This window comes from Paenibacillus paludis (assembly GCF_042610515.1).
In the GTDB taxonomy this organism is placed as follows: Bacteria; Bacillota; Bacilli; order Paenibacillales; family Paenibacillaceae; genus Paenibacillus_AQ.
On sequence record NZ_JBGJZP010000029.1, the window covers coordinates 26027 to 49974 of the forward strand.

Here is a 23948-nt window from a genome sequence, read left to right on the forward strand (position 1 = left end):
GGGTTTAGGATGAAAGTAGTAATAATAGATGATGAAAAGGGTATTGTGGAAGGGCTCAAAAAGATCATTAGCCGCTATCTTCCAGAATGCAAGGTTGTCGGAGAAGCTTATAATGGGCTTGACGGATTTGAAATGATTCAAAAGCTCCGTCCCGATATTGCAATAACGGATATCCGTATGCCCAAAGCAGATGGACTCGATATGATTAAAATGCTGGAAGAAACAAAAGTTCAGACTAAATTCATTCTGTTAAGCGGATATGCAGATTTTGAGTATGCGAGAAGAGGGATGAAGCTGGGAGTGCAGTTCTACATCAACAAGCCGGTAGAGGAAGCAGAACTGCGTGACAGTGTGAACCAGGTTATTGAACGGATTCGTGCAGACAGGATCAGGTTACAGGGATTAGACGAATTAAAGCATGCAATGAATAGCCGGATTCAGGAAGAAACCTTACGGGACATCCTTGATATCGGGAATGATCAGACCAGTCTGGTGGATGAGCTGCTTCGCAGTGCTCAAATTCCTACAGCTGGCATCTGGTTCAATTCGATCCTGATTGAAATTGATGGCAGCACTGATGCGCTGAAGGAGCTTGGTTTTCAGCCACTGTTCCAACTGATAGACCAGGCTTTGAAAAATTACTGCCAAGTATACCGCTTCCGGTATTTCGGCCCGCAAATTGCCATTGTGATTGCACATAACAGCAATATTTTGCATGGAAGATTGCTTCATGTGATTCAAGAGATGAAACAGGCGGTCTACCGGGAGCTGAATCTGTCAATCAGCGTGGGAATTGGTACAGTGTATAAGCGAACAACAGGAATATGTCAGTCTTTCGAAGAAGCACGAAATGCACTAAGTTACAAAGTAATTAAGGGAGGAAAATCCGTGATCTCCTTTACGGAGATTATGAAAATAACAGACCGCAGCCACGCCGTTCCCGAGGAAGCTATAACCAGACTGGAAGAAGCTCTCGATAACATGCATGAGGAGGAATGTGTGGCTATAATCCGTGAGATTTTCCGGGGAATGACAGCTGAGCCGGGGATGAACCCTGCAGATCTCCAGCAATGGTGTTTAACCATTCTTCTGTCAAGTATCCGGAAGCTGTCTTTTCAGCAACTGCAGCAGAATGATCTGGTTGGCGGTCCGATTTTATCTCTGGAGGGCATTTCACGGTTTAGGACGCTTGAGTATCTGGAGGAGTGGATGATTCATGTCATTAGGGGGATCATCCGTTTCAAAGTAGAGCATAATTTGGCGCAAAAAAAAGATATTATTTCAGAGATTAAGTTATATGTTTCCAAGCATTACAATGAACAAATCAGTCTTGCCGATTTGGCTGCGCGTTTCTTCATCAGTCCCTATTATTTAAGCCAGTTGTTCAAACGTAAGACGGGAGATAACTATTTGAATTTTTTGACACAGATAAGAATCGATAAAGCAAAAGAACTGCTGGAGAATACAGATTTGAAAGTGTACGAAATTTGCCAGATGGTCGGATACTCAGATGCGCAGCATTTTGCTCGGATGTTTGAAAAGTTCACGGGTTGTAAACCTAGAGATTTCCGCAAGAATCTGCCGAACATCTGAATGTACTTAGTCATTCCCTTAGGAATGGCTTTTATTTTATTAAAAATGACATGTTTAAACTTAAAAATGCCCATTTGAGCATGGGAGTGGCTGATTGTATTATTTGAATTGTAAGCGGATTCAATAAGAATATGCTGAGGGGGAAAAAGATGAAATTCAAAAAGATTGGGTTGATGTTGGCGGCAAGTGCCCTGGCTATTACCACCATAACCGGTTGCAGCGGGAATAATAACAATACTGGAGATTCCACAGCCGCTAACCAGAATCAAGACCAGAATCAGACTGCTAGCGGAGATGAAATTGTCGACATTGAAGTCTGGGGTACGAACATCGGGTATAAGCCAATCATCAAGGGAAGTAAGCTGTACGAATTCTACAAGGAAAAGCTTGGTGTGGGCGTCCTGCATCCATATGTGGAATGGAACGGGGGGACGAATTATCTTAACCAGCTGAATCTGAAGATTGCCGCGAATGAAATGCCGGACCTTTTCCTGCCGCAGCAGGGTCTTGAAGACAGCTTGGCGAAAAACGGTGCGCTTGCCGATCTGACAGAACTACTGCCTAAGTATGCACCGAACCTATGGAATGCCATCCCGCAGGATATGTGGGATATCGTCAAGGCAAATGATCCTACAGGCCAGGGCAAAATCTATTATATTCCGGGTATGGTTGACTACGGAAGATATGCCGGGATGATGCGCCAGGATTGGCTCGACAAGCTGGGTCTGCAAATGCCTGCGACCCAGGAGGAGTATGTAAAAGTGCTGGAAGCCTTCCGGGATGATGATCCAAACGGCAACGGACAGCAGGATGAGCTTCCTACAGGCGGCCGGGAGCAGGCACGCTGGATGGACCATTTGTTCGCGATGTATGGTGTAGCGATGTTCGAAGGCTATCCGGACTGGGACATTTATGACGGTGAGCTGACGTACTCTGCGGTGACTCCGAATATGAAAGCTTCGCTGGAGTTCTTGTCCAAGCTGTATCAGGAAGGCCTGATCGACAAGGAATCGCTGTTGAACAGCAAAGACAAATGGGACGGCAAGATTCAATCCGATAAAGCCGGAAATTACTTCCATTGGGTAGAGTCGGGCTATTTGCCTCTGGAAAACTTGTTTAAAAATACCGGCGTGAAAGCTAATTTTACTGTACTGCCTGTTCCAAAAGTTGACGGCTATGAAGGCTTCTATACCTGGAAAAGATTCACGCCTCCTGCCTGGGTAGTTAAAAATAACAAGGATGAGAAAAAGCTGATGGCTACCCTGAAGCTGCTGAACAATATGTATGACGAGAAGGTCTGGAAGGATCTGTATCTGGGTGTAGAAGGAATGCACTATACGATGAAAGACGGCCAGGCAACTAAGCTGCCGGATGACAAGAGCACACAGGAAAACCTGATTCTTGATCCCTACTCCAAAATATCCACCCTTGGCTTCATGATGGATCTCAACAAGAGCACGGCTTCAGAGGATAGAATGTGGGCGATTGATCAGGTTAACCGCAATATGCAGGAAGCCCAGAAATATGCCAAAGTTATTGCTGGTGATGGCATGCCGGCCAGTGTATATGACGGCTTCCCGGACATCAATAACCGTACGTTGTATGTGGAGTATGCCAGCAAGATTATCCTGGGTCAATACCCGCTTAGCAAGTTCGACGAGTTTGTAGAGAAATGGAATAAGTCCGGCGGCGAAGAGGTTACTAAGCGGGCCAGAGAATGGTACGCAAAAGTGAAGAAATAAACGGGTTAACGCTAAAATGCCGCTCGACAGGTTACGGTCGGCCGGCATTTTTTTAACGTAGAACTTGTAGATTTAGGCTGATACCAAACGTATTAGATATTCCTTTAAATGACCTGGTAGGAACTTAAAAATGCCCGATTGAGCGTGTCTTCACCTGGCCGTATAGTTACACTGTAAACGAATTCAACAACGAGATATTGGAGGGGAAACATTGAAATCTATTGCATCTCATCAGATGAAGGTATACTGGCCGCTTTATGTGATGGCGATTCCGGGAATTATATTTCTCATCGTATTTAAATTCATTCCGCTGGCCGGCGCTGTAATCGCCTTCAAGGACTATTCCGTATTTAAGGGATTTATTGATAGTCCTTGGGTAGGGTTTAAGCATTTTGAAACCTTGCTGCAGCATCCTGACTTTCTTAATGTATTTGGCAACACTTTACTGCTGGGACTATTTAAGCTTGCGATTGTTTTTCCGGTTCCAGTTCTGCTGGCGTTAATGATCAATGAAATCCGGAAATCGGCGCTGAAGAAAGGAGTCCAGACTGCCCTATACATTCCACATTTTTTATCGTGGGTAATCGTGGGAGGTATTCTCTTCGATTTCTTTTCATTAAGCGGGATGTTCAACATTGTCCTTGGATGGTTTGGTGCTGAGCCTGTTCTGGCGATGCAGGAAAGCGCATACTTCAGACCTATTTATGTACTGGCCTCCATATGGAAGGACGCGGGATGGGGAACCGTGGTTTACATGGCTGCAATCAGTGCAATCGATCCTCAGCTTTATGAATCAGCGATGATCGACGGTGCCTCCAGATTCAGACAAATCAGACATATTACATTCCCGATTCTGCTGCCTACCGTGCTTGTGCTGTTCCTGCTCGATATCGGGAATTTCCTGGATCTCGGATTCGATCAGGTATATAACCTGCTGACTCCGATGACCTACAACGTAGGGGATATCTTGGATACTTATGTGTTCCGGACGGGTATTCAGCAAGGGCAGTATAGTTTCGCAACAGCAGTAGGGCTGTTCCAATCGGTAATTGGATTTATCATGGTCTACACGTTTAACAAGTTATCCAATAAGGTTTCGGATGGGGGGCTCTGGTAACTATGCTTGCATCAAGAGGAGAAAAAGTATTCGTAGGAGTCATTACTGGCTTGCTCATCCTGTTCTCAGTCATAGCGTTAATACCGCTTGTGTCCGTGATCTCTACTTCCTTAAGCTCCAAAAGTGCTGTAGATATGAACCTGGTCACCCTGTGGCCGAAGCAATTCACTTTGGACTCTTGGAAGTACATTGTTGACCGTCCTGATTTATGGAAATCATTCTTTTTGACACTCAGCACAACTCTGATTGGTACAGTATTGGCGCTTCTGATGACAGCCTTATTCGCCTATCCGCTGTCGAAGCCGGAATTCCGGTGGGGTTCGGTCATTATGATGGCTGTTGTAGTTGCGATGATTTTCAAGGCGCCTATCGTACCGTATTTCCTGACTGTGCGCGGTATTGGCCTGTATGACAATCCGCTGGTCCTGGTCATACCGCATATTTTGAATCCGTTCAATCTGATCATCATGCGAACCTTCTTCAAGCAATTCTCTAAGGAACTTGAGGAAGCGGCCTTTCTGGAGGGCTGCGGATATTTCCGGATGCTGTTCCAATTTGTGCTTCCACTGTCCAAGGCTGTACTGGCGACCCTTGCTTTGTTTTATGGTGTGGTGCTATGGAATCAGTTCCAGCATCCGCTGTTCTTCCTGCAGGATACCAACTGGTTTCCGCTGCAAATCAAAATCCGCCAATTCATCACTGATGACAGCGTCATTATGGCGGGAGCCGCATCCACGATGGATCTTAACTATAATGAGCGGACGCTAAGAGCAGCAACGGTTATCTTTGCAATTGTTCCGATTGTTGTGGTATATCCTTTCTTGCAGAAATATTTCGTCAAGGGAGCCATGATTGGTTCGGTCAAGGGATGATTCCTTTGCAGAGAAACAAAAAGCTTTAGAGGGGGAGAAACATGAAATTTAAAAAGGTTGGCTTATTCTTAGCAGCAAGCGCTCTTGCCGTTACTGCTATAACCGGTTGTAACGGGAACGCAAACAATTCAGCAGGTACTGCAACTGCTAACCAGAATCAGGCTTCCAACGGAGATGAAATTGTTGACCTAGAGGTATGGGGAACCAACATCGGTTATCAGCCGGTTACCAAAGGCAGCAAACTGTACGAGTTTTATAAGGAAAAGCTGGGTGTAGGGATTCTTAATCCGTATGTGGAATGGAACGGCGGGACCAATTATCTCAATCAATTGAACCTTAAGATCGCCGCTAACGAAATGCCGGATTTGTTCGTACCGCAGCAAGGACTTGAAGACAGTCTGGCCAAGAACGGAGCGATTGCCGATCTGACTGAGCTGCTGCCCAAATATGCGCCGAACGTGTGGGAGGCTATCCCGGAAGATATCTGGAAAGTGGTAAAGGCGAATGACCCCACCGGTCAGGGGAGAATTTATTATATTCCCAATGTGGTCGAATACGGCAGATATGCCGGTCTGATCCGTCAGGATTGGCTGGATAAGTTGGGGCTGGCAATGCCAAAGACTCAGGATGAATATGTAAAGGTGCTGGAGGCCTTCCGGGATAAGGACCCTAACGGCAACGGTAAGCAGGATGAAATTCCCAGCGGTGGCCGGGAGCAGGCACGCTGGATGGATCATTTGTTTGCAATGTATGGTGTAGCTATGTTCGAGGGTTATCCGGATTGGGATATTTACGATGGTGAACTGACTTATTCCGCGGTCACACCGAATATGAGAGCCGCCTTGGAATTCATAGCCAAGCTCTATAAGGAAGGGCTAATCGACAAAGAGTCGCTTCTAAATAGTAAGGACAAGTGGGAAGGTAAGATCCAATCGGATAAGGTAGGGAACTACTTCCACTGGGTAGAGCAGGGAAATCTGGTATTTGAGAACCTGTATAAGAACACAGGTGTGAAGGCAGAGTTTTCCGTACTTCCTGTACCTGAGGTCGAAGGCTTTAAAGGCTTCTATACGATGAAGAAATTTGCAGCTCCTCTGTGGGTTGTCAAGAACAACAAGGACGAGGAAAAGCTGATGGCCACGCTAAAGCTGCTTAACAATGTGTACGATAAGAAAAACTGGAAAGACCTGTTTCTTGGAGTAGAAGGAATGCATTATACAATGAAAGACGGCAAAGCCATTAAGCTTCCGGATGATAAGAGCACACAGGAGAATCAGATTCTGAATCCGGCTACAAGCATATCGACACTGGATCTTACGATAGACCTCTTCAACAGCACGGTATCAGAAGACAGCAAGTGGGCCATTGATCAGGTCACCCGGAATATGCAGGAAGCTCAGAAGTATGCCAAAGTCATTGCCGGTGACGGTATGCCGGCCAGTGTATACGACGGCTTCCCGGACATTAATAACCGCACGCTCTACGCTGAATATGCCGCCAAGATTATCATAGGACAGTACCCGATCACCAAATTTGACGAGTTTGTAGAGAAATGGAATAAATCGGGCGGCGAAGAGGTTACGAAGCGTGCCAGAGAATGGTACGTCAAAGTGCAGCAGTAAACTATTGAACAGAACTAGATAATGCAGGAGGTAAACATGAGCAGTCGTTTAACGGAAGTGCTGCAAGGTAAGCAGCACAATTATATTCTTCCTTTTCTCTGGCAGCATGGGGAAGAAGAAGCAGTAATCCGGGAAGAAATCGCCCGTGTCCATGAATCCGGAATCGGGGCGTTGTGCGTTGAGGCACGGCCTCATCCTGATTTTCTTGGACCGAAGTGGTGGCTGGATATGGATATTATCATGGATGAGGCGCGAACGCGGGGAATGAAGATATGGCTGCTGGATGACGATCATTTTCCTACGGGACATGCGGCAGGCAAGGTGAAGGAGGCTCCGGAGGAGCTTCAGCGTAAATTTTTGGGTGAACGTTATATCGATACCATGGGTCCTGCCAAGGGCACTTCTCTGCTGCTCGATACCTTGCTGATGACCGGACTCCGGCCGACATTTTCCTTGCGCCACAATGCCAATGGCTTAAATAAGCTGATCTCAGTGGTTGCTGTCCGCCGTGACCCAGCCAATGGAGCATTACTCAATGAATGTGTCGATATCACTGAATTTGTACATGAAGGTACCCTTTATTGGGACATCCCTGAAGGATATTGGCGGGTATTTATTATCTCAGAAAATAAGGATGGCGGCAGCAAGGAGCAGGAAGATTATCTGAATCCGCTTGTCCGGGATTCAGTCCGCATTCTGCTTGATACGGTCTATGAACCTGTTTATGAACGCTATAAAGCAGATTTCGGCAAGACATTTGCCGGATTCTTTTCAGACGAACCCGGATTTTATAATGATAAGACGACCTTCGATTTCAATTCAAGGCCTGGAAAACAAGGAGTGCCGCTTCCCTGGAGCAGTGAAATGCCAGCCTTACTTAAGCAGGCGTTGGGTGAGGACTACCCTGCACAGTTGTATCTTCTCTGGCATGATGCGGGGGAACAATCGCACATAGTCCGGTACACATATATGAATATCGTCAGTAAGCTTTATGCAGAGAATTTCTGCAATCAAATCGGAGAGTGGTGCAGAGCCCGCGGGGTAGAATACATCGGACATGTTCTTGAAGACAACAACGTGCATGCAAGGCTTGGTCCCGGCACCGGACACTTCTTCCGCTCACTCTGGGGACAAGATATGTCCGGCCTTGATGTGGTGCTGTGGCAAATTGTTCCCGGCTTTGATCAATTATCTTTCCGCCAGCCAACAGGGGGAGAGACGGATAGTGAATTCTACCACTATGGCCTCGCTAAGCTTGGTGTGTCGCTCGGGCATATTGATCCGAAGAAACAAGGCCGGACGATGTGTGAAGTGTATGGGGCGTATGGCTGGGCGGAAGGGTTAAAGCTGATGAAGTGGCTCACAGACCATATGCTCGTTCGCGGCGTCAACCATTTTGTCCCGCATGCGTTTACCCAAAAAGCTTTTCCGGAGCCGGATTGTCCGCCGCATATGTATGCGGGCGGAAAAAATCCGCAGTACCGCTACTATGGCTATCTGAACCAGTACATCAACCGGATTAGTCACCTCATCTCAGGTGGTACACATGTGGCATCTGCAGCCGTTGTTTACCACGCTGAAGCTGAATGGTCAGGTAGCGCAATGTACTTTCATAAGCCGGTTAAGGTATTGATGCAGCATCAAATCGATTGTGAAGTTGTTCCTGTTGATACTCTTCTGGAGGCGGCATATGTCCAAGATAACAAGCTGCATGTTAATCGTGAGGATTATTGCTGCCTGATTGTACCTTATGCGGAAGCACTCCCGGCGGCGATGATACAACGTTTGCTCCAATTCGCTGAGCAGGGCTTATCTATTCGTTTTGTTGACGGACTGCCGGAACGCTCAAGTGAAGGTATCGATGTATCCGGTGAACTGGCACTGCTTTCAACTCATCCGGATGTGAAAACTTGCGAATTAAGAGAACTTGCGCAAAATCTTACCGCAGACGGATATTATGATGTCAAAGCCCAGCAATACGAGCCCTATCTCCGGAATTATCACTATACTCATGATGATTTAGATGTTTTTATGTTTTTTAACGAGAGCCCGAATCAGATGATATCCACGAAGATTGTTCTACCGGTTCAAGGAGATGTTTATGCCTATAATGCTTTTCTTAATAAGATAAAAAGGCTGGAGCCAATTGGGCAGTCTGGTGCCGGAACGGTCGAGCTTGTTCTACATCCTTATGAATCCATTATCCTGCTGCATGGGCCTTCCCTTAAAGATTATCCTGCCTGTGCGCCACAGATAGCTGCGGGTTCAAGCTTGGAATTAAAAGGAGAATGGACGGTTTCCATTGCTGATGCCGATCATTATCCGCAGTTCAGGGAGTGGGGGACATTAACCACATTGAAGAATATGAGCGGTCCCGGTGATCTGCCCAGCTTTTCCGGCACGTTCCGTTATGAGACGGAATTTGAGTGGAACGCTTCCTGTAACAGCGCATTGCTTGAACTAGGCGAGGTCTATGAAACAGCAGAAGTATGGATTAACGGTGAACACGTAGGTATCAATCTCTGCCCACCTTATCGTATGGAGATAGCTTGTTCAATTCGCCAAGGAACCAATAGTCTGGTTATCGAGATTACGAATACGCTAGTTAAAGACCAGCGGGACTTCTTGTCCTCCTTCTCCCAGCAAGAGCCTAGCGGTCTTATTGGTCCTGTGACCATTACACCGCTGTCCGGCAACTGAACTCATTAACGAGACCTGATGAGGAGGAATTTAGATGAAGGCCATTATCAATCCCGTACTGCGCGGATTCAACCCTGACCCGTCTATTGTACGTGTAGAAGACAATTACTATATTGCCACCTCCACTTTTGAGTGGTTCCCGGGAGTACAGATTCATCATTCCAAGGACCTGATTCACTGGAGATTGCTAAATCGGCCATTGAGCCGGAAATCACAACTGAACATGCAGGGGAACGGAGATTCCGACGGTGTCTGGGCACCCTGCCTGACTTATGATAACGGTCTCTTCTATTTGATTTATACAGATGTTAAGTCCCATAAAGGTGCATTTAAGGACACGCACAACTACCTGGTGACAGCAGCAGATATAGAAGGTCCATGGTCGGAACCCGTATATCTGAACAGCAGCGGGTTCGATCCCTCTTTATTTCATGATGATGACGGCCGGAAATGGCTGCTCAACATGTTATGGGATTTCCGGAAGGGGAAGAACAAGTTCGGAGGCATTGTCATTCAGGAATATTCGCAGGAGGAGCAAAGAATGGTTGGTCCGGCCACAACAATCTTTGAAGGAACTGAAATAGGATTTACGGAGGGGCCGCATCTGTATAAACAGGGCGATTACTACTATCTGATTACTGCGGAAGGCGGAACCCGGTATCAGCATGCTGTTACTGTCGCGCGATCCACTTCTCTGCTTGGGCCGTACGAAATTGATCCGCTTAATCCGGTGCTGACCAGCAATAATAAATCCGGTTTGACACTGCAAAAAGCAGGGCACGCTTCTTTAGTTGAAACCCAAAATGGGGAATGGTACATGGCCCATTTATGTGCAAGGCCGGTGGACGGTCATCATTGTACGTTGGGCAGGGAAACAGCGCTGCAGAAATGTTACTGGGACGGGGAAGGCTGGCTTCGTCTGGAAGGGGGAGGTAACGCTCCTACTGCTGCAGTGCAGGCTCCAGACTTGCCGCTTCACCCGTTTATGCCGGAACCGGAGCGGGATGATTTCGATGCCCCCCTGTTGGGTCAGCAGTGGAACACCCTGCGGATTCCGCCGGAGCCGGACTGGCTCTCGCTCAGTGAGCGGCAAGGCTTCCTGCGGTTAAAGGGAATGGAATCTTTAAGCTCCTGCCATAGGCAGAGTCTGGTTGCCCGCCGGCAGCAATCATTTTGTATGGAAGCAGAGACGGCAATCGAATTTGAGCCGGAGAGCTTTCAGCAAATGGCCGGCTTGATCCTCTATTACAACACTGAGGATTATGTGTACTTAAGGATTACACATCTTGAGCAGCACGGCAGAGTGATCGGGATTATTCAATCGAAGCATGGAGTGTACGATGAGCTCCTCGCGGCTGATCTGCAGTTGCCGGATTCCAGTCCGGTCCGTTTAAAGGCTGTTGTGAATCGGGATAGTCTGCAGTTCTACTATGCAATTGAAGCTGGCAACTGGTGTTCTATTGGCGGAGAGATCAATATTCTGCATCTTTCGGATGAAGCTACGGAGCCGTTGCGTTTTACCGGTACATTCGTAGGAGTGTGTGTGCAGGATTTGGGAGGCACCCGGCAGCATGCCGATTTTGATTATTTTATCTATAAGGAAAGAGAGTGATCAGATTGTCTATAATACAGTTTCCTGAAGATTTTTATTGGGGAGCAGCAACAGCAGCTTATCAGGTGGAGGGAGCCTGGAATGAGGGCGGACGAGGTCTGTCGATTTGGGATACTTACGCACATACTCCAGGGAATATCCGTAATGGTGACAACGGGGATGTCGCTTGTGACAGCTATCACCGTTATGAAGAAGATATTGCTTATATGAAGGAGCTCGGGCTGCGCACCTACCGGTTCTCCATATCCTGGTCCAGAGTTTTCCCCGATGGCACGGGAGAGCTTAACAAGGAAGGGCTGGATTACTATCACCATCTGGTGGACAAGCTGCTTGAAAACGGAATTGAACCTTTCTGCACCTTATATCATTGGGATCTTCCTCAAGCTCTTCAGGATACAGGAGGATGGAAAAACCGTGACACTATTGATGCTTATGTCTGGTATGCCAGAGAGATGTTCAAGCAATTCCAGGGGAAAATCAAATACTGGACTACCTTCAATGAGCCTTGGTGTGTGTCTTTCAAAGCCTACTACATTGGAGACCTGGCGCCCGGAGAAAAAAATCTGCAGAGTGCGCTTGATGTTGCCCATCATCTGATGATCGCACATGGCAGAACCGTGAAGCTGTTCCGGAAGCTGGAGATTCCCGGGCAAATCGGCTATGCTCCGAATGTAAGCTGGCGTGAACCGTTTAGCTCTACGCAGGAGGATATGGATGCATGCCGCCGGAGAATAGGCTGGATGGTAGAATGGTTTATGGATCCTATTTTTAAAGGCGAATATCCTGAATTTATGACTGAAGTTTTTGAGGCCGGGGGAGCGAAGGTGAAAATTCAGCCTGGGGATATGGAAGATATTAAGCAACCTATCGACTTTCTTGGAATCAACTATTATATGGGCTCACTGGGACGTTATCAGAAGGATAACGGCTTGTTTGAGCTTGAGGATATAGATGAAGGTTATGAAAGAACCGATTTTAACTGGCCGATTTACCCTGAAGGTCTTTACAAGGTACTCCTCCACATTACGGAGCGCTATGGTCCGATTTCAATCTATATCACGGAAAACGGGGCCTGTTATGATGGTGAGCCAATCCAGGGAAAAGTTGAGGATACCAAGCGTATTGCATATCTGAGCAAGCATTTAACTCAGTTAAACAGGGCAATGAAAGCCGGTGTCCCTGTGAAAGGGTATATGGCCTGGTCCTTACTGGATAATTTTGAATGGGCTGATGGCTACAGCAGGCGTTTCGGATTAATTCATGTAGATTTCAATTCGTTAATACGAACCCCAAAAGACAGCTTTTTCTGGTATAAAAAAGTGATAGCCAACGGGTGGCTGGAGGTTTGAAATTAGGACATATTGCAGGAATTCAAAAACACGCAGCCAAACTGCGTGTTTTTTTGTCAGTATAGATTATTTGTAACTTTTTGAGTCAAATGTTCAATTCGCGGCATCATAAATGAGGAGTGTTGTTCACTTTAATATAATCCAGTGCTTTTAGCCTAACATGTGTATCTTTTGTGCAATCAATTTAGTCATGGCATGTTTGTGAGGAACGCCTGATGAATTGCAGGCGAAAACAATTTCCGGACTATCCTTAATCAGCCAGTCGTGATAATGTGTGAGCAGTTCTCCAGAGTACCACTTAAAAGAACTTGGTTCTTTTTCAGGCGGCGGAGCAATAAATGGCTTATGTACAAATACATTAAAGACATGTAAGCCGTTCTCATTGGTAAACTGCTTATAATTATCAAAGATTTCTTTACGGAATTCCGGCTTTATGTAGTTTAGAACACCGCTTGAATAGATTATGTCAAAATGTGTATCCAAACGGTGGTCACAAATATCTGCCTTAAATACATTAACATGAACACCGGTTTTTTCAGAAAGTCTCTTCGTTTTCTCAATACCTGCGTCCGAAACATCAAATGCGCTAACATCATATCCATTACGGGCAAAGAACACGGCGTCTTTTCCCTCGCCACAGCCAATATCCAGTAATCTCAAATGTTTGGTAGGAGGCATAAGTTGCAGCACTTGATAACAAACTTTATTCGGTTCCGTCCCCCAGTAATATTCCTGAGTTTTATATGCTTCCTCATAAATAGTAATTGGCCGGTTCTGCGACACATACCCAAGAAGCTTATCGATGCTTACTTCCAAGGTTCTTGATAACTGGGGCAGCAGCGAAATATCAGGCATTGTCAGAGCGTTCTCCCATTTGGATACTGCTTGAAAAGAAATCCCAAGTACTTGTGCAAGTTCTTCTTGGGTAAATCCCTTCTCTTTGCGGTATGTACTTATATTTCTTGCTAGTTTTTCCCTCATAATTATACCTCACGCTCCTTTACGTAACCCAATTTTATTGGAATTACCTGGGATGTACAATAACTTCATATTTGATTTTTAATAATATTCAACCACCAGTTGAATCAAGAAATACATAATCAAGCGTATCGATAGAACGTTTAGAAAGCGACTTGTCTGCGGATGAGTTGCTTCTGACAGAAACACGCATCATCTGGTTGGTGAAAGTTCAAAATAGTCGCCGTCAATCCCGGAGAAATAGACCATCCGCTGAAAGCGGCAGCTAGGTTTCACTACAGACGGCCCGGATCTATTTCTGATTGGATTTCCTGTAGACTGCCGGAGTAACGCCATATCTTTTTTTGAAAGCAATATAGAAGGTATTTAATGAAGAAAAGCCATATTTCAGTACGATTGGCTCAATCGGCGCTTCGCTGGATATCAGTTCCTCACAGATGATGCTTAGACGTTTCTCGGATATCGTTTCCGTAATGGAGCGGTTCGTCTCGTTCTTGTACAAATTTCTAATATAATTTACCGACAGGCCAAGCTCATCGGAGAGCATCTTAACGGACAAATTAGCATCGGTCAGATGTGCTTCGATGAGCTGTTCAACCTGCCCGACCAGACCGGCATTTCTTGAGACACTGCGGACGGCTGCGATCTCATCCAGAAATTTGGCGGATACTCCTGCCATCCACTCCACAACGGCTTCAAGCGTTTCGAGCTTAATAATCTGATTCTCTACCGAGGTCAGACTCCAGGAGCTGGGCAGCACGGGTTGATGGGTGATCTCCTGCATCGAGCGGCGGATTTCCATGAATAAAGTGATTAATGACATTTTGCATTCGAAGTATGGCCGTTCTCTAAGCGAAGAAATAGCCATATACAGGCTGTCAAGGAAGGCGGAAGCATCCGCTCTATGGATGGCCTGTACCATTTGCCTTTCCAGCTCCAGCGGCATATGATACAGCTCGGCAGGGCTTGCATCTGCATACTCCTCTATTACAAATGCTCCTTGCCCTAAACGGAAACGCTCCTGGGTCGTCTCATAGGCCTCCATATAACCCTCATGAAGTTCGTTCAACCCCTCCAAATGTTTGCCGCAGGCTACTGTGGTTCCGATGGATAGAAATTGTGCTACCAGCCGCTGCGCCTGCTGAAGCTTCCCGGCATACATAGCCGCAGATTGCCCCCTGCCAACCGGGAGAATCACTGCAACATGATCTTTGCCCATATCAACGGTAAGAATCCCTTTTATAACGTCTGTCTGCAGGGATTCCTGGATAATATTAGCCATGGCGAAGCGCAACAGCCGCTGGTCTTTCTCTGAATACCGCACTGTAAAGGAAGCAAACTGGTCTATCCGGAAGATAGCTACAGATACTCCCTCCTCAGACAGTTCAATGCCAAGCTCGCTGCAATTGTTGCGGATTTCCGCAATGGATAAGGTAAGCCCTCCCAATAATTCACGTATAAACCGCTCCCGGGCCAGAAACTTGTTCTTCCGCCCATGCTCGGTCAGCTCATGGATCCGCTCATTCTGGGAGACAAATACCTGGGATAAATACACCAGCTCATTGGCTTCGTTCTGCCCGTCCAGCTGCTCCGCATGATGCTGCTCCATAACATTGTGAACAAGCTCCTGGATTGGCGAATACACCCGTTTCGACAATAGAATGATCACCCACAGGGAAGCGGCAAACAGTCCTGCAAACAGTAACAGTGTCAAATTCCGCAGCCATGTGATTTTGCTTAAGATTATCGATTTGGGAATCGTCTCGATAAATCTCCAGTTTTGGATGCCATTGATGGAGGTATTGGCGTAGACCAGCATTTGCTCCGGGGATTTCTGCGGCTTAACGATCTTCCAGCCGTTCGTCTCCTTTTCCACGGCCTGGCTGAACTCTTGTATCTGTTCTGCGTCCAGCTTCACGGTGCTGAAGACAAGCTCTTTTTTGTCATTGAGCACAAAGACACTGGTCTCCAGAACATTGCTGTTTTTCTGCAGCAGCGTCATGATATTGTCAGCATCGACGTTCAGTACGAAAGCGGAAATAGATTTGCCGGTCTCATAGGGGACGATAGCCGTAATCACTTTCTTCTCCTTGCCGGATTCCAGCGGCAGCAGAAGGGTGCGGGGAATAAGAAAGGCTCCGTCAGTCAGTTTCCGGGTCCGCAGCCGCTGTAATACCTCCTGGTCATAGAAGCTGTCAAATTCATTCACGCCCAGCCGGGAATCGATAATTTGCTGCGTATAATCATTAATCAGATAGACCGAATCGATGGATGGATTTCCCTTCTTGATGTTCATCAGCCGGCTCCAAACCGCATAGGTGTCCAGGTCGCTGTGCTGCTCTGAGAGCGCATAAGACTCGATCTGGACATCGGAGCTCGAGGAATAAGCGTAATTGATAGACCATTCCATGAGCTGCGCTGTATTCTTGGCTCCATTGACTAACAGAGACTCGGAGTGGTCGCCGATTTCTTTGAGCAGGGTCTTTGAGGATAGAGAATAGAGGGCAATGAATGAAACCGCCAGTACGATAATATTGGCGCTGACAAAATAAATGATGATTTTGATAAAAGTGGAGCGTTGCTTCAAAAAATTCAACCGGGATAGTTTTAATCTAGGCATGTTGTACCCCCGTCTGTATCTCTGTGGATTGATAAGGCAGATTTATTGTATCATATCGCTGCTTTTGATAAAGACAATCGATGGTTCCTGAAACTGTGATGCTTTTGGGAAGTCCGCTGATTCATGCATACAGTAGACATCGTTAATTCCCGCAATGGTCTGGAGTATCAAAGCCTGGTATGTTTTTCCCAGACAAAGCTTGTAACGAATTATTCACGAGGGGGTACACAGAAATGCCAAATGTCCGGAAACGCGGGGCAGGCTACAAACTGCAGCAAATTGCACGTAATCCTTTTTTATACGGGATGGCGGTGCCAGGATTGCTCTTCTTTCTTATCTTCAGTTATTTTCCGATTTACGGAATCCTTATTGCGTTTAAGAATTATGACTTTTCCAAAGGGATTACCGGAAGTGAGTGGGTAGGCTTCCGCAACTTCAACTATTTCTTTACATCGGATGACTTCTGGATCATCCTGCGCAATACCCTGCTGCTGAATGTGCTGTTCATTGTTTTTACAACACTTGCAGCGGTTCTTATTGCTCTGATGTTCAATGAGATCCGCAATAAGTATTTCAAACGGATTTCGCAGTCGCTGATTTTTCTTCCTTACTTCATGTCATGGATTGTGATCGGCATGCTGGTTCAATCCTTCCTGGGAGGTGAATCTCCGCCTGTCAATGCGTGGATTCAGAATTTGGGCTTTGAGCCGGTCAATTGGATGTTTGAATCTGCCTTATGGCCATGGATCCTTACGATTATCCGTGTGTGGCAGGGAGCCGGCTACTTGTCAATTATCTTTTTGGCGGCCATTACGGGTATCTCCGAGGATTTATATGAAGCAGCACGGATAGACGGCGCTTCCAAAATGCAGATTATGCTGAGGATTACCTTACCTCTGCTTGTTCCGACCATTTCCATTATGACCCTTCTGTCGGTAGGCAGAATCTTCAACGGCGACTTTGCCATGATCTATGCGATTATCGGTGATAACTCTCTGCTGTACCCGACGACGGATGTGATTGATACCTTCGTATTCCGTTCCATGCGGCAGCTTCATGATTTCGGGATGTCCTCCGCGGTGGGCTTGTTCCAGTCGGTGATGGGTCTTATCTTCGTGATTATCGCCAATGCGGTTACGCGTAAAATGTCCAAAGAATCTGCTTTGTTCTAGGAGGGAAAACACTTGAAACAGACGTTGTCCGACCGTTTATTTAGCATTTTTGCCTATGCTGTCCTCATCTTGTTCACCCTATTCTGCATTCTTCCATTTCTGTTGATGGTCATCGGTTCGTTCACAGAGGAGAGTGAGCTGATTGTGAACGGCTACACGCTCTTCCCTAAAGCATTCTCGATTGCCGCATATAAGGCGCTCCTGCACTCGGACGCTTTATACAATGGATATGGCATAACCATAATCATTACAGTTGCGGGTACGATCACTGCACTCTGTATTTCGGCCATGCTGGCCTATTCACTGGCCAATAAGCGCAATGTGCTGCAAACTCCATTTTTACTTTTCTGCTATCTGCCCATGCTGTTCACGGGAGGAATCATTCCCTTCTATATCGTGGTCAGCCAATGGCTGCATTTGCAAAATACAATCTGGGTGCTGATTCTTCCGCTGCTCTGCCAGCCTTTCCTTGTATTCCTTCTAGTAAGCTTCTTCAGAACGGTTCCGGAGGAGCTGGAGGAAGCGGCACGTATAGACGGCGCCAATGAAATGAGAGTGTTCTTTCAGATTATACTTCCGATCTCCAAGCCGATTCTGGCCTCAGTGGGACTGTTCTACGCGCTTTATTATTGGAATGACTGGTACATGGGACTGATGTTTATCGATAACGAGAAGCTGTTCCCGCTGCAGCTGATACTGCGCCGGATGGTCTCTAATATGGAAGCGGCCAAAAATCTGATTCCGGCTTCCGCTGCAATCTCTACCGTGGCCCCGACTTACGGGGTCCGCATGGCAACGACAGTGCTGACTATCGGTCCGATTATCCTGCTCTATCCCATGCTGCAGAAATATTTTGTCAAAGGGCTGACGGTAGGGGCAGTCAAAGGGTAAGCCAGTTTCTGGCATCAACCGGATTTCCGGTTATTGCATATAAGCATTATTATGAATTGGGGAGGGTTATTAAAATGAGATCAAAGAAAATGCTCAGCATCACAATAGCTGCGGTACTGTCACTATCCATGCTTGTATCCGGCTGCGGGGGAAACGGGAACAATAATACCGGAGCAAACACTCCGAAAAACGGAGAGGGCAAGGGTCAGAGCAATTCAGCGGACAGCCCGAAGGAGACAGTGGAATTAAAAGCATATTTCCCGGGTGATAAGCCTTCTGGCTTCGAGGATGTGCTCAAGGCAGTCAATGAAAAGCTGAAAGCGGACAACGTAGGCGCTTCGTTAAATATCAATTTTCTCCCTTGGTCCGATTATGGTAATTCGGTCTCGGTTAAAATGTCGGCAGGCGAGGAATTTGACATGTATCTGGATGCGCCGTGGTTATCGATGTCACAGATGATTGCCAGCGGCTCAATTATTCCGCTGGATGATATGGTAGCTTCGCGTAAGGAATTGAAGGAGTCCATTCCCGATCAAATGTGGGATGCCAACAAATTTGGCGGGAAGATCATGGGTATTCCACTCGGGACTGTGCAGGGAACCTTGTACGGCTTCGTTATCCGCAAGGATCTGCGTGAGAAATACGGGATGCCCGAGCTGAAGACAGTAGCTGATGTAGAGAAATTCCTGTATACCGTCAAAGAAAAGGAAACTACGATTAAGCCGTTTGTAATCGACGGCCGCAAAGCAGACAAGCTTCCGGCATTATTTAATGATACCTTAAATACTGGGAAAGTAAGCTATATTGAGACCTTAGTGCCTATGTTCTATTATTCACTTGAAAATAAGAAGGTTGTAGGAGCGTGGGATGCCAAGACGCTGGACCAATCCTTTGAACGGGCGACTAAGTATTATGAGGATGGCATCCTATCCAAGAATATTGCCCAGGAGCAGAATGCCCAGACCTTATTCAACCAGGGTAAATATGCGGCAACCTATTATGCGGCTGATGGCGTAGAAGGTCTGAAGTATCTGGACGCGCTCAAGATTGATGGAGCCGAGCTTGAAGTGGTGGTTCCCCACGACGAGACCTCCAAGCCGTATTCCAATTACCAGCAGTGGAACTTCCTCACGATCCCCAAAGCTTCGAAGCATGCCGAGCTGGTCATGGATGTAGCCAATTGGCTGTCGGTTAAAGAAAATCACGATCTGCTGGAGTATGGTGTTGAAGGAAAAGACTGGGAATCTGTGGGCGATTCGAGTTACAAGCAGCTTTCTACGTATGTATTCCCCGGGTTTGTGCTCACCTGGCGTCCAACACTGGAGCGTACTCCGGACAACATGCTGGCCGGTGACAAGGAATGGGTTGAAAAGGCCGGCGCAGCTGATTTCTTCAACTTAAGCCCCATCACCGGATTCAGCTTTGACGCCGAACAGGTCAAGACCGAATATGCCAAGACCACGCCATTCTTCGATTCTGTGTTCCTGCCGCTGTCCCAAGGTGTACTGCCGGCAGATAAAGGCAAAGAAATGCTGAAGGACAAGATTCTCGGTGTCGGCGGTCAAAAGGTAATGGACGAGATTCAGAAGCAGATCGATGCGGTAGTAGCCAAATAGAGCAGAAAGAGGAGATATGAATGGCAGTAATACGTTCAGAACATAATCCTATCGTCAGGACGACCGATGTGAAGCCTTCACGGCCGGACTTCAAAGTGCTTGGAGCCTTCAATGCTGGAGTTGCTGTTTATGGAGAAGAAACCATTCTGCTGCTCCGTGTGGCCGAAGCACCGGTCAGCAGCGCCGAAGGAGAGGTGCCGGTCCCGAAGCTGAATGATGCTACAGGAGAGATTACGGTAGAACGTTTGTCATCAAACGATGAACGGTATGATCTTAGTGATACCCGCTTTGTTGCGGAGAAGGGTCAAATGGTGATGCTGACCTCCATGTCCCATCTTCGTGTGGCACGCAGCAAGGATGGCATCCATTTCACCGTGGAGGATCAGCCGGCGATCTTCCCGCAGACGGCGCTTGAAGCCTGGGGAGTGGAAGACCCGCGCATCACGCAGATCGGAGATAAGTATTACATCACATACAGTGCGGCTTCTTCCCGCGGGGTAGGCGTTGGCTTGGCTGAGACATACGACTTTGTAACCTACAAGCGCCACGGAATAATCCTGGCTCCGGAGAACAAGGACGTGATGCTGTTTCCTGAGAGGATTGGCGGCAAATACTATGCCTTAACCCGTCCGGTACCGCATTCCTTCGGTGCGCCGGAAATGTGGATCGCAGAATCGCCGGACCTGCTGCATTGGGGCAATCACCGTTTCCTGATGGGACTCCGCAAGGCGTCCTGGGACGGTGGCAGAATGGGCGGCGGAGCCGTACCGCTCAGGACTGAGCGGGGCTGGCTGACACTGTACCACGGTGCCGATACCAAACACCGGTATTGTATGGGAGCCGTACTGCTGGATCTCGAAGATCCGGGCAAAGTCCTGGCACGTTCGACCCGGCCGTTCATGGAGCCGGAGGCGGATTATGAAGTGAACGGTTTCTTCGGCGGCGTGGTCTTCTCATGCGGCGCCCTGTTAATCGGGGATACCGTCCGGATGTATTACGGGGCTGCTGATGAAGTGATGGCGGTTGCCGATATTCCGCTGAATGATATTTTTGATACCCTGTTATATGAAGAGAATTAATTAGAATTGCAGTTTACTTTGAGAAATCTAAAGGGATAACATCCTTTTGGATTTTTTTGTTTAGATTGAAAGCGCAGTACCGTCATTCTTTGATTCTAGTCCAGCGATGCTTAAATAAGATTGCTAAATAAAATTCCGCAAAGGCTATTGACAAATCGATCGTCAGCCTTTAAGTTTAATGTATCGGAACGATATATATCGCTTGTATATATAATTTATTCATGAAGGGATGGATTCTATGTTGATTTACGTAATACTCGGGTTTCTCTGCGAAAAGGATATGACAGGATATGAAATCAAGCAGAAGATGACGTTAAGTACTTCCAACTTTATTGATGCCAGCTTCGGAAGCATATATCCTATGCTGAAAAAAATGGAAAAGGGGGAGCTTATCAAGTTTGAAGAAGTGGTAGAGGAAGGCAGATTTAAAAAATCATATGGTATCACGGAAAAAGGGAAGAGTGAATTTATAGAATGGTTAAAAACACCCTGTACGTTTTCCCCTTTTAATTATGAGTATTTGAATAAGCTTTTCTTCTATAAATATCTTGACGATCTTGAGGTTGTTCGATTGATTGCCGACTTTCAAACCACTGTCGCCAGTGAATATAACAAGCTAACCTTGATAGAAGAGCAACATGGTCATGAGATGGGGGGATATGAGCACGCGACGTTGATGTTTGGCAAAGAGTATTATCAAATGATTATGAACTGGCACGATGAACTCACAAGAAAAATTACAGGAAAGAAGGTTAATGACTATGAGAATGACAAAGAAATTTAAAATGCAGATTGCTGCTAATCATGTGAATTTGTACAAATGGGTAACTGAGATGACTCCAGCTGAATATGAATCCTTTTCAAAAGGTCACAAGGCAATGGGCAGTTATTTTGAAGATGGGGAATTCTATATGGTTAATGTGGAAAACATGGGGAATGAGATGATTGTTCAGCACTATCAATTAAAAGAGCACACAGACGATCATTTGCGTTTTTACTCTGACAGGACAAAAGCATATATATGCCGATGGATACCAGCCATTGTTGGAGTTCCATGGGAAATGAAGGTCACGCCTATTGATAACACCTCTTGCGAACTTAGTTGTACGATTGGAGCGGACTTTCCATCTCGGCTACTGGCTATTGCAGCATGGATAAATGGTTTTGGCGGATTCTTTATGAGAAAACATTTAGCCGATGAGGGCGAGAAATTTGCTAAAGATATAGAAAATAAATTTAATAAATAAATTCTCATAACAACGGGGAAGATGCTTTGAACTAGGATCATACTTGAAGTTCGCCATAAGGAATTTTGAGTGTAACTTGAGTCCCTTCCCCGACAATACTATGGATCGTCAGTCCATACTGCTCGCCGTACATTAGAACCGCCCGATCATTTACATTTTTAAGTCCATACCCTTTAGAATGAGATTTAAGCAAAAGTACAAGCTGCTCTTCCTCCACTCCAACCCCATTGTCAGTGATCTGCAGAACAATACTTTGCTCTTCTTTCTTGGCTGAGAGCTGTATTATTCCATCACCGTCTTCACGGTTTTCAATTCCATGAATGATCGCATTTTCGACTAAAGGTTGGAGCATCAGATTAGGCATAAGGCAAGAAAGAATGCAGTCATCAATCTGATAGTCCACTTTGAAATTGTTGCTGTGCATAATCAATTGGATATTAATATAGGACTGCACATTAAGAATTTCATCTGAAACCAATATAAGATTATCTCCCTTATTGAGAGTAGTACGATAAAATGTTGATAAAAGCTGTGCCATTTCACTAATGTCCGTCGCATGGATTCGCAGTGCTCTCCAATTAATTATAGAGAGGGAATTGTAAAGGAAATGAGGGTTGATTTGCGCCTGCAGAGCTTTCATCTCATATTCCTTGCGTGCGATTTCTGCCACATACACAGTATCAATAAGAGTCTTGGTTTTCCCCACCATATTTCCAAATCCTCTGATCAGATCACCAATTTCATCTTTAGACTCGCTAGAGACTTTAATTTCCAAATTCCCTTCTCCAACAAGCTTCATGCTTTTATGCAGCCGGTGAATAGGCAACATAATTCTACGCGAAAAGAGAGTGCCTGCCACGACAACTGCCGCGATGCAGGTGGCAATCATCAACAGGACGATCAAGGCAATCCACCATGCGGACTTTGTGATTAGATTTGTCGGCTTATATAAATATACGTTCCATCCCGAAAGCGGGACAGTAGAAGACAAGGCGGTGTAGCTCTCACCTTGCCAATGTTGCTTAGCGGTAACCGGAATATCCGGATTTTCACGGTTAGCGCCCGAGGAATAGACGGTATTTCCGCTGGAGTCCAATATAATAATCTCCGAGCCGTGAGATTGGAGGGGCTCAAAAGTTTTGAATAGTTTATCATAGTTAACCCGTGCAAATAGAATATTATCTTTGGGATTTCTGTGTTTCGTGCTAAGGATTCTGCGGACACTGTATATGTTTTTTTCACTGGCAGACCAAAGAACATCAACCGATTTCATTACATTCGGATACCAGGAGGTTCCCTTTATTTCATCGATAGGGATTACGGTGTTTCCGTGTTGAGGTAAATTAGTCCCGGTATAAAGCGTGATTTGTTCTACTCCAGGATTTAAGTAACGTGCGGTATAGAAGTTTTGATCGATTACGTTAGTTAACTGATCATACATTTCATATTCACTGGTATAAGTGTTATTGGCGGCATTTATAATTTCTTGATTGAAGCTCAGAAAGTTCATGAATTTATTATAAACATCAAGTTGATTATTTACAGTTAAGACACTTTGAGTTAATGTGGCATTTAGATCGGCTTTTGCTTGCTGCACTAAGAGTGACCTGGTTTTCGAGAAGCAAAAACTTCCGAGAACAATCACAGGAATCATACTTACCAGTAAAAAAGAAAGCTTTATTTTGGTTTGAAATCGAAAGTCACCGATTCTCTGTTTAAAAGACTGCCATATCTGCAT

At 46.1% G+C, this 23948-nt stretch carries 17 protein-coding genes; 14 read left to right on the forward strand and 3 right to left on the reverse strand.

Annotated features, from left to right (window positions below; genetic code table 11):
- Positions 1–9: 9 nt before the first annotated feature.
- From ACAN56_RS32630 to ACAN56_RS32665, 8 genes are all read left to right on the forward strand, one after another.
- Positions 10–1593 carry a response regulator gene (locus ACAN56_RS32630; protein WP_379147967.1) on the forward strand — a complete coding sequence of 528 codons (1584 nt, stop codon included), beginning with the start codon at positions 10–12 and terminating at the stop codon, positions 1591–1593.
- Between the two features lie 149 nt (positions 1594–1742).
- A complete protein-coding gene (locus tag ACAN56_RS32635; RefSeq protein WP_379147969.1) occupies positions 1743–3335 on the forward strand; it encodes a type 2 periplasmic-binding domain-containing protein in 1593 nt (530 codons plus the stop codon).
- A 211-nt stretch (positions 3336–3546) separates the two neighbouring features.
- Positions 3547–4452 carry an ABC transporter permease gene (locus ACAN56_RS32640; protein ID WP_379147971.1) on the forward strand — a complete coding sequence of 302 codons (906 nt, stop codon included), beginning with the start codon at positions 3547–3549 and terminating at the stop codon, positions 4450–4452.
- 2 nt (positions 4453–4454) lie between these two features.
- Positions 4455–5324, forward strand: a complete 870-nt coding sequence (locus tag ACAN56_RS32645) for a carbohydrate ABC transporter permease (RefSeq protein ID WP_379147973.1) — start codon at positions 4455–4457, stop codon at positions 5322–5324.
- 41 nt (positions 5325–5365) lie between these two features.
- Complete coding sequence (locus ACAN56_RS32650) at positions 5366–6946, forward strand: type 2 periplasmic-binding domain-containing protein (protein WP_379147975.1); 1581 nt, start codon at positions 5366–5368, stop codon at positions 6944–6946.
- 36 nt (positions 6947–6982) lie between these two features.
- The gene (locus ACAN56_RS32655; protein ID WP_379147977.1) at positions 6983–9646 is read left to right on the forward strand and encodes a glycosylhydrolase-like jelly roll fold domain-containing protein; all 2664 of its coding nucleotides are present in this window, start codon (positions 6983–6985) and stop codon (positions 9644–9646) included.
- 34 nt (positions 9647–9680) lie between these two features.
- Positions 9681–11258, forward strand: a complete 1578-nt coding sequence (locus ACAN56_RS32660) for a glycoside hydrolase family 43 protein (RefSeq protein WP_379147979.1) — start codon at positions 9681–9683, stop codon at positions 11256–11258.
- Between the two features lie 5 nt (positions 11259–11263).
- Positions 11264–12607, forward strand: a complete 1344-nt coding sequence (locus tag ACAN56_RS32665) for a GH1 family beta-glucosidase (RefSeq protein ID WP_379147981.1) — start codon at positions 11264–11266, stop codon at positions 12605–12607.
- Between the two features lie 150 nt (positions 12608–12757).
- Here the strand turns inward: ACAN56_RS32665 and ACAN56_RS32670 are convergent, their stop codons facing one another.
- Together ACAN56_RS32670 and ACAN56_RS32675 are read right to left on the reverse strand one after the other, a co-directional pair.
- Positions 12758–13588 (reverse strand): helix-turn-helix domain-containing protein, encoded by an 831-nt coding sequence (locus ACAN56_RS32670; RefSeq protein WP_379147983.1) that lies wholly within the window; start codon positions 13586–13588, stop codon positions 12758–12760.
- A gap of 289 nt (positions 13589–13877) precedes the next feature.
- Positions 13878–16205, reverse strand: coding sequence for an AraC family transcriptional regulator (locus ACAN56_RS32675; protein ID WP_379147985.1), 2328 nt, complete (start codon positions 16203–16205; stop codon positions 13878–13880).
- Between the two features lie 233 nt (positions 16206–16438).
- Here ACAN56_RS32675 and ACAN56_RS32680 point away from each other — a divergent pair, with 233 nt between their 5' ends.
- The 6 genes from ACAN56_RS32680 (at position 16439) to ACAN56_RS32705 (ending at position 22210) form a co-directional block, all read left to right on the forward strand.
- Positions 16439–17377: an ABC transporter permease gene (locus ACAN56_RS32680; protein ID WP_038587622.1), complete on the forward strand. Its 939-nt coding sequence runs from the start codon at positions 16439–16441 to the stop codon at positions 17375–17377.
- Between the two features lie 12 nt (positions 17378–17389).
- Entirely contained in the window at positions 17390–18268 is an 879-nt protein-coding gene (locus ACAN56_RS32685; RefSeq protein WP_379147987.1) for a carbohydrate ABC transporter permease, read from the forward strand.
- A 74-nt stretch (positions 18269–18342) separates the two neighbouring features.
- Positions 18343–19884 carry an extracellular solute-binding protein gene (locus ACAN56_RS32690; protein WP_379147989.1) on the forward strand — a complete coding sequence of 514 codons (1542 nt, stop codon included), beginning with the start codon at positions 18343–18345 and terminating at the stop codon, positions 19882–19884.
- A 20-nt stretch (positions 19885–19904) separates the two neighbouring features.
- Complete coding sequence (locus ACAN56_RS32695) at positions 19905–20963, forward strand: glycoside hydrolase family 130 protein (RefSeq protein ID WP_379147991.1); 1059 nt, start codon at positions 19905–19907, stop codon at positions 20961–20963.
- Positions 20964–21201: 238 nt separating this feature from the next.
- Positions 21202–21747 carry a helix-turn-helix transcriptional regulator gene (locus tag ACAN56_RS32700; RefSeq protein ID WP_038587643.1) on the forward strand — a complete coding sequence of 182 codons (546 nt, stop codon included), beginning with the start codon at positions 21202–21204 and terminating at the stop codon, positions 21745–21747.
- Complete coding sequence (locus tag ACAN56_RS32705; protein WP_379147993.1) at positions 21725–22210, forward strand: hypothetical protein; 486 nt, start codon at positions 21725–21727, stop codon at positions 22208–22210. Before ACAN56_RS32700 ends, ACAN56_RS32705 begins: the two co-directional genes overlap by 23 nt.
- A gap of 37 nt (positions 22211–22247) precedes the next feature.
- On the opposite strand, the gene ACAN56_RS32710 is transcribed toward ACAN56_RS32705, so the two are convergent.
- Entirely contained in the window at positions 22248–23948 is a 1701-nt protein-coding gene (locus ACAN56_RS32710; RefSeq protein WP_379147995.1) for a cache domain-containing sensor histidine kinase, read from the reverse strand.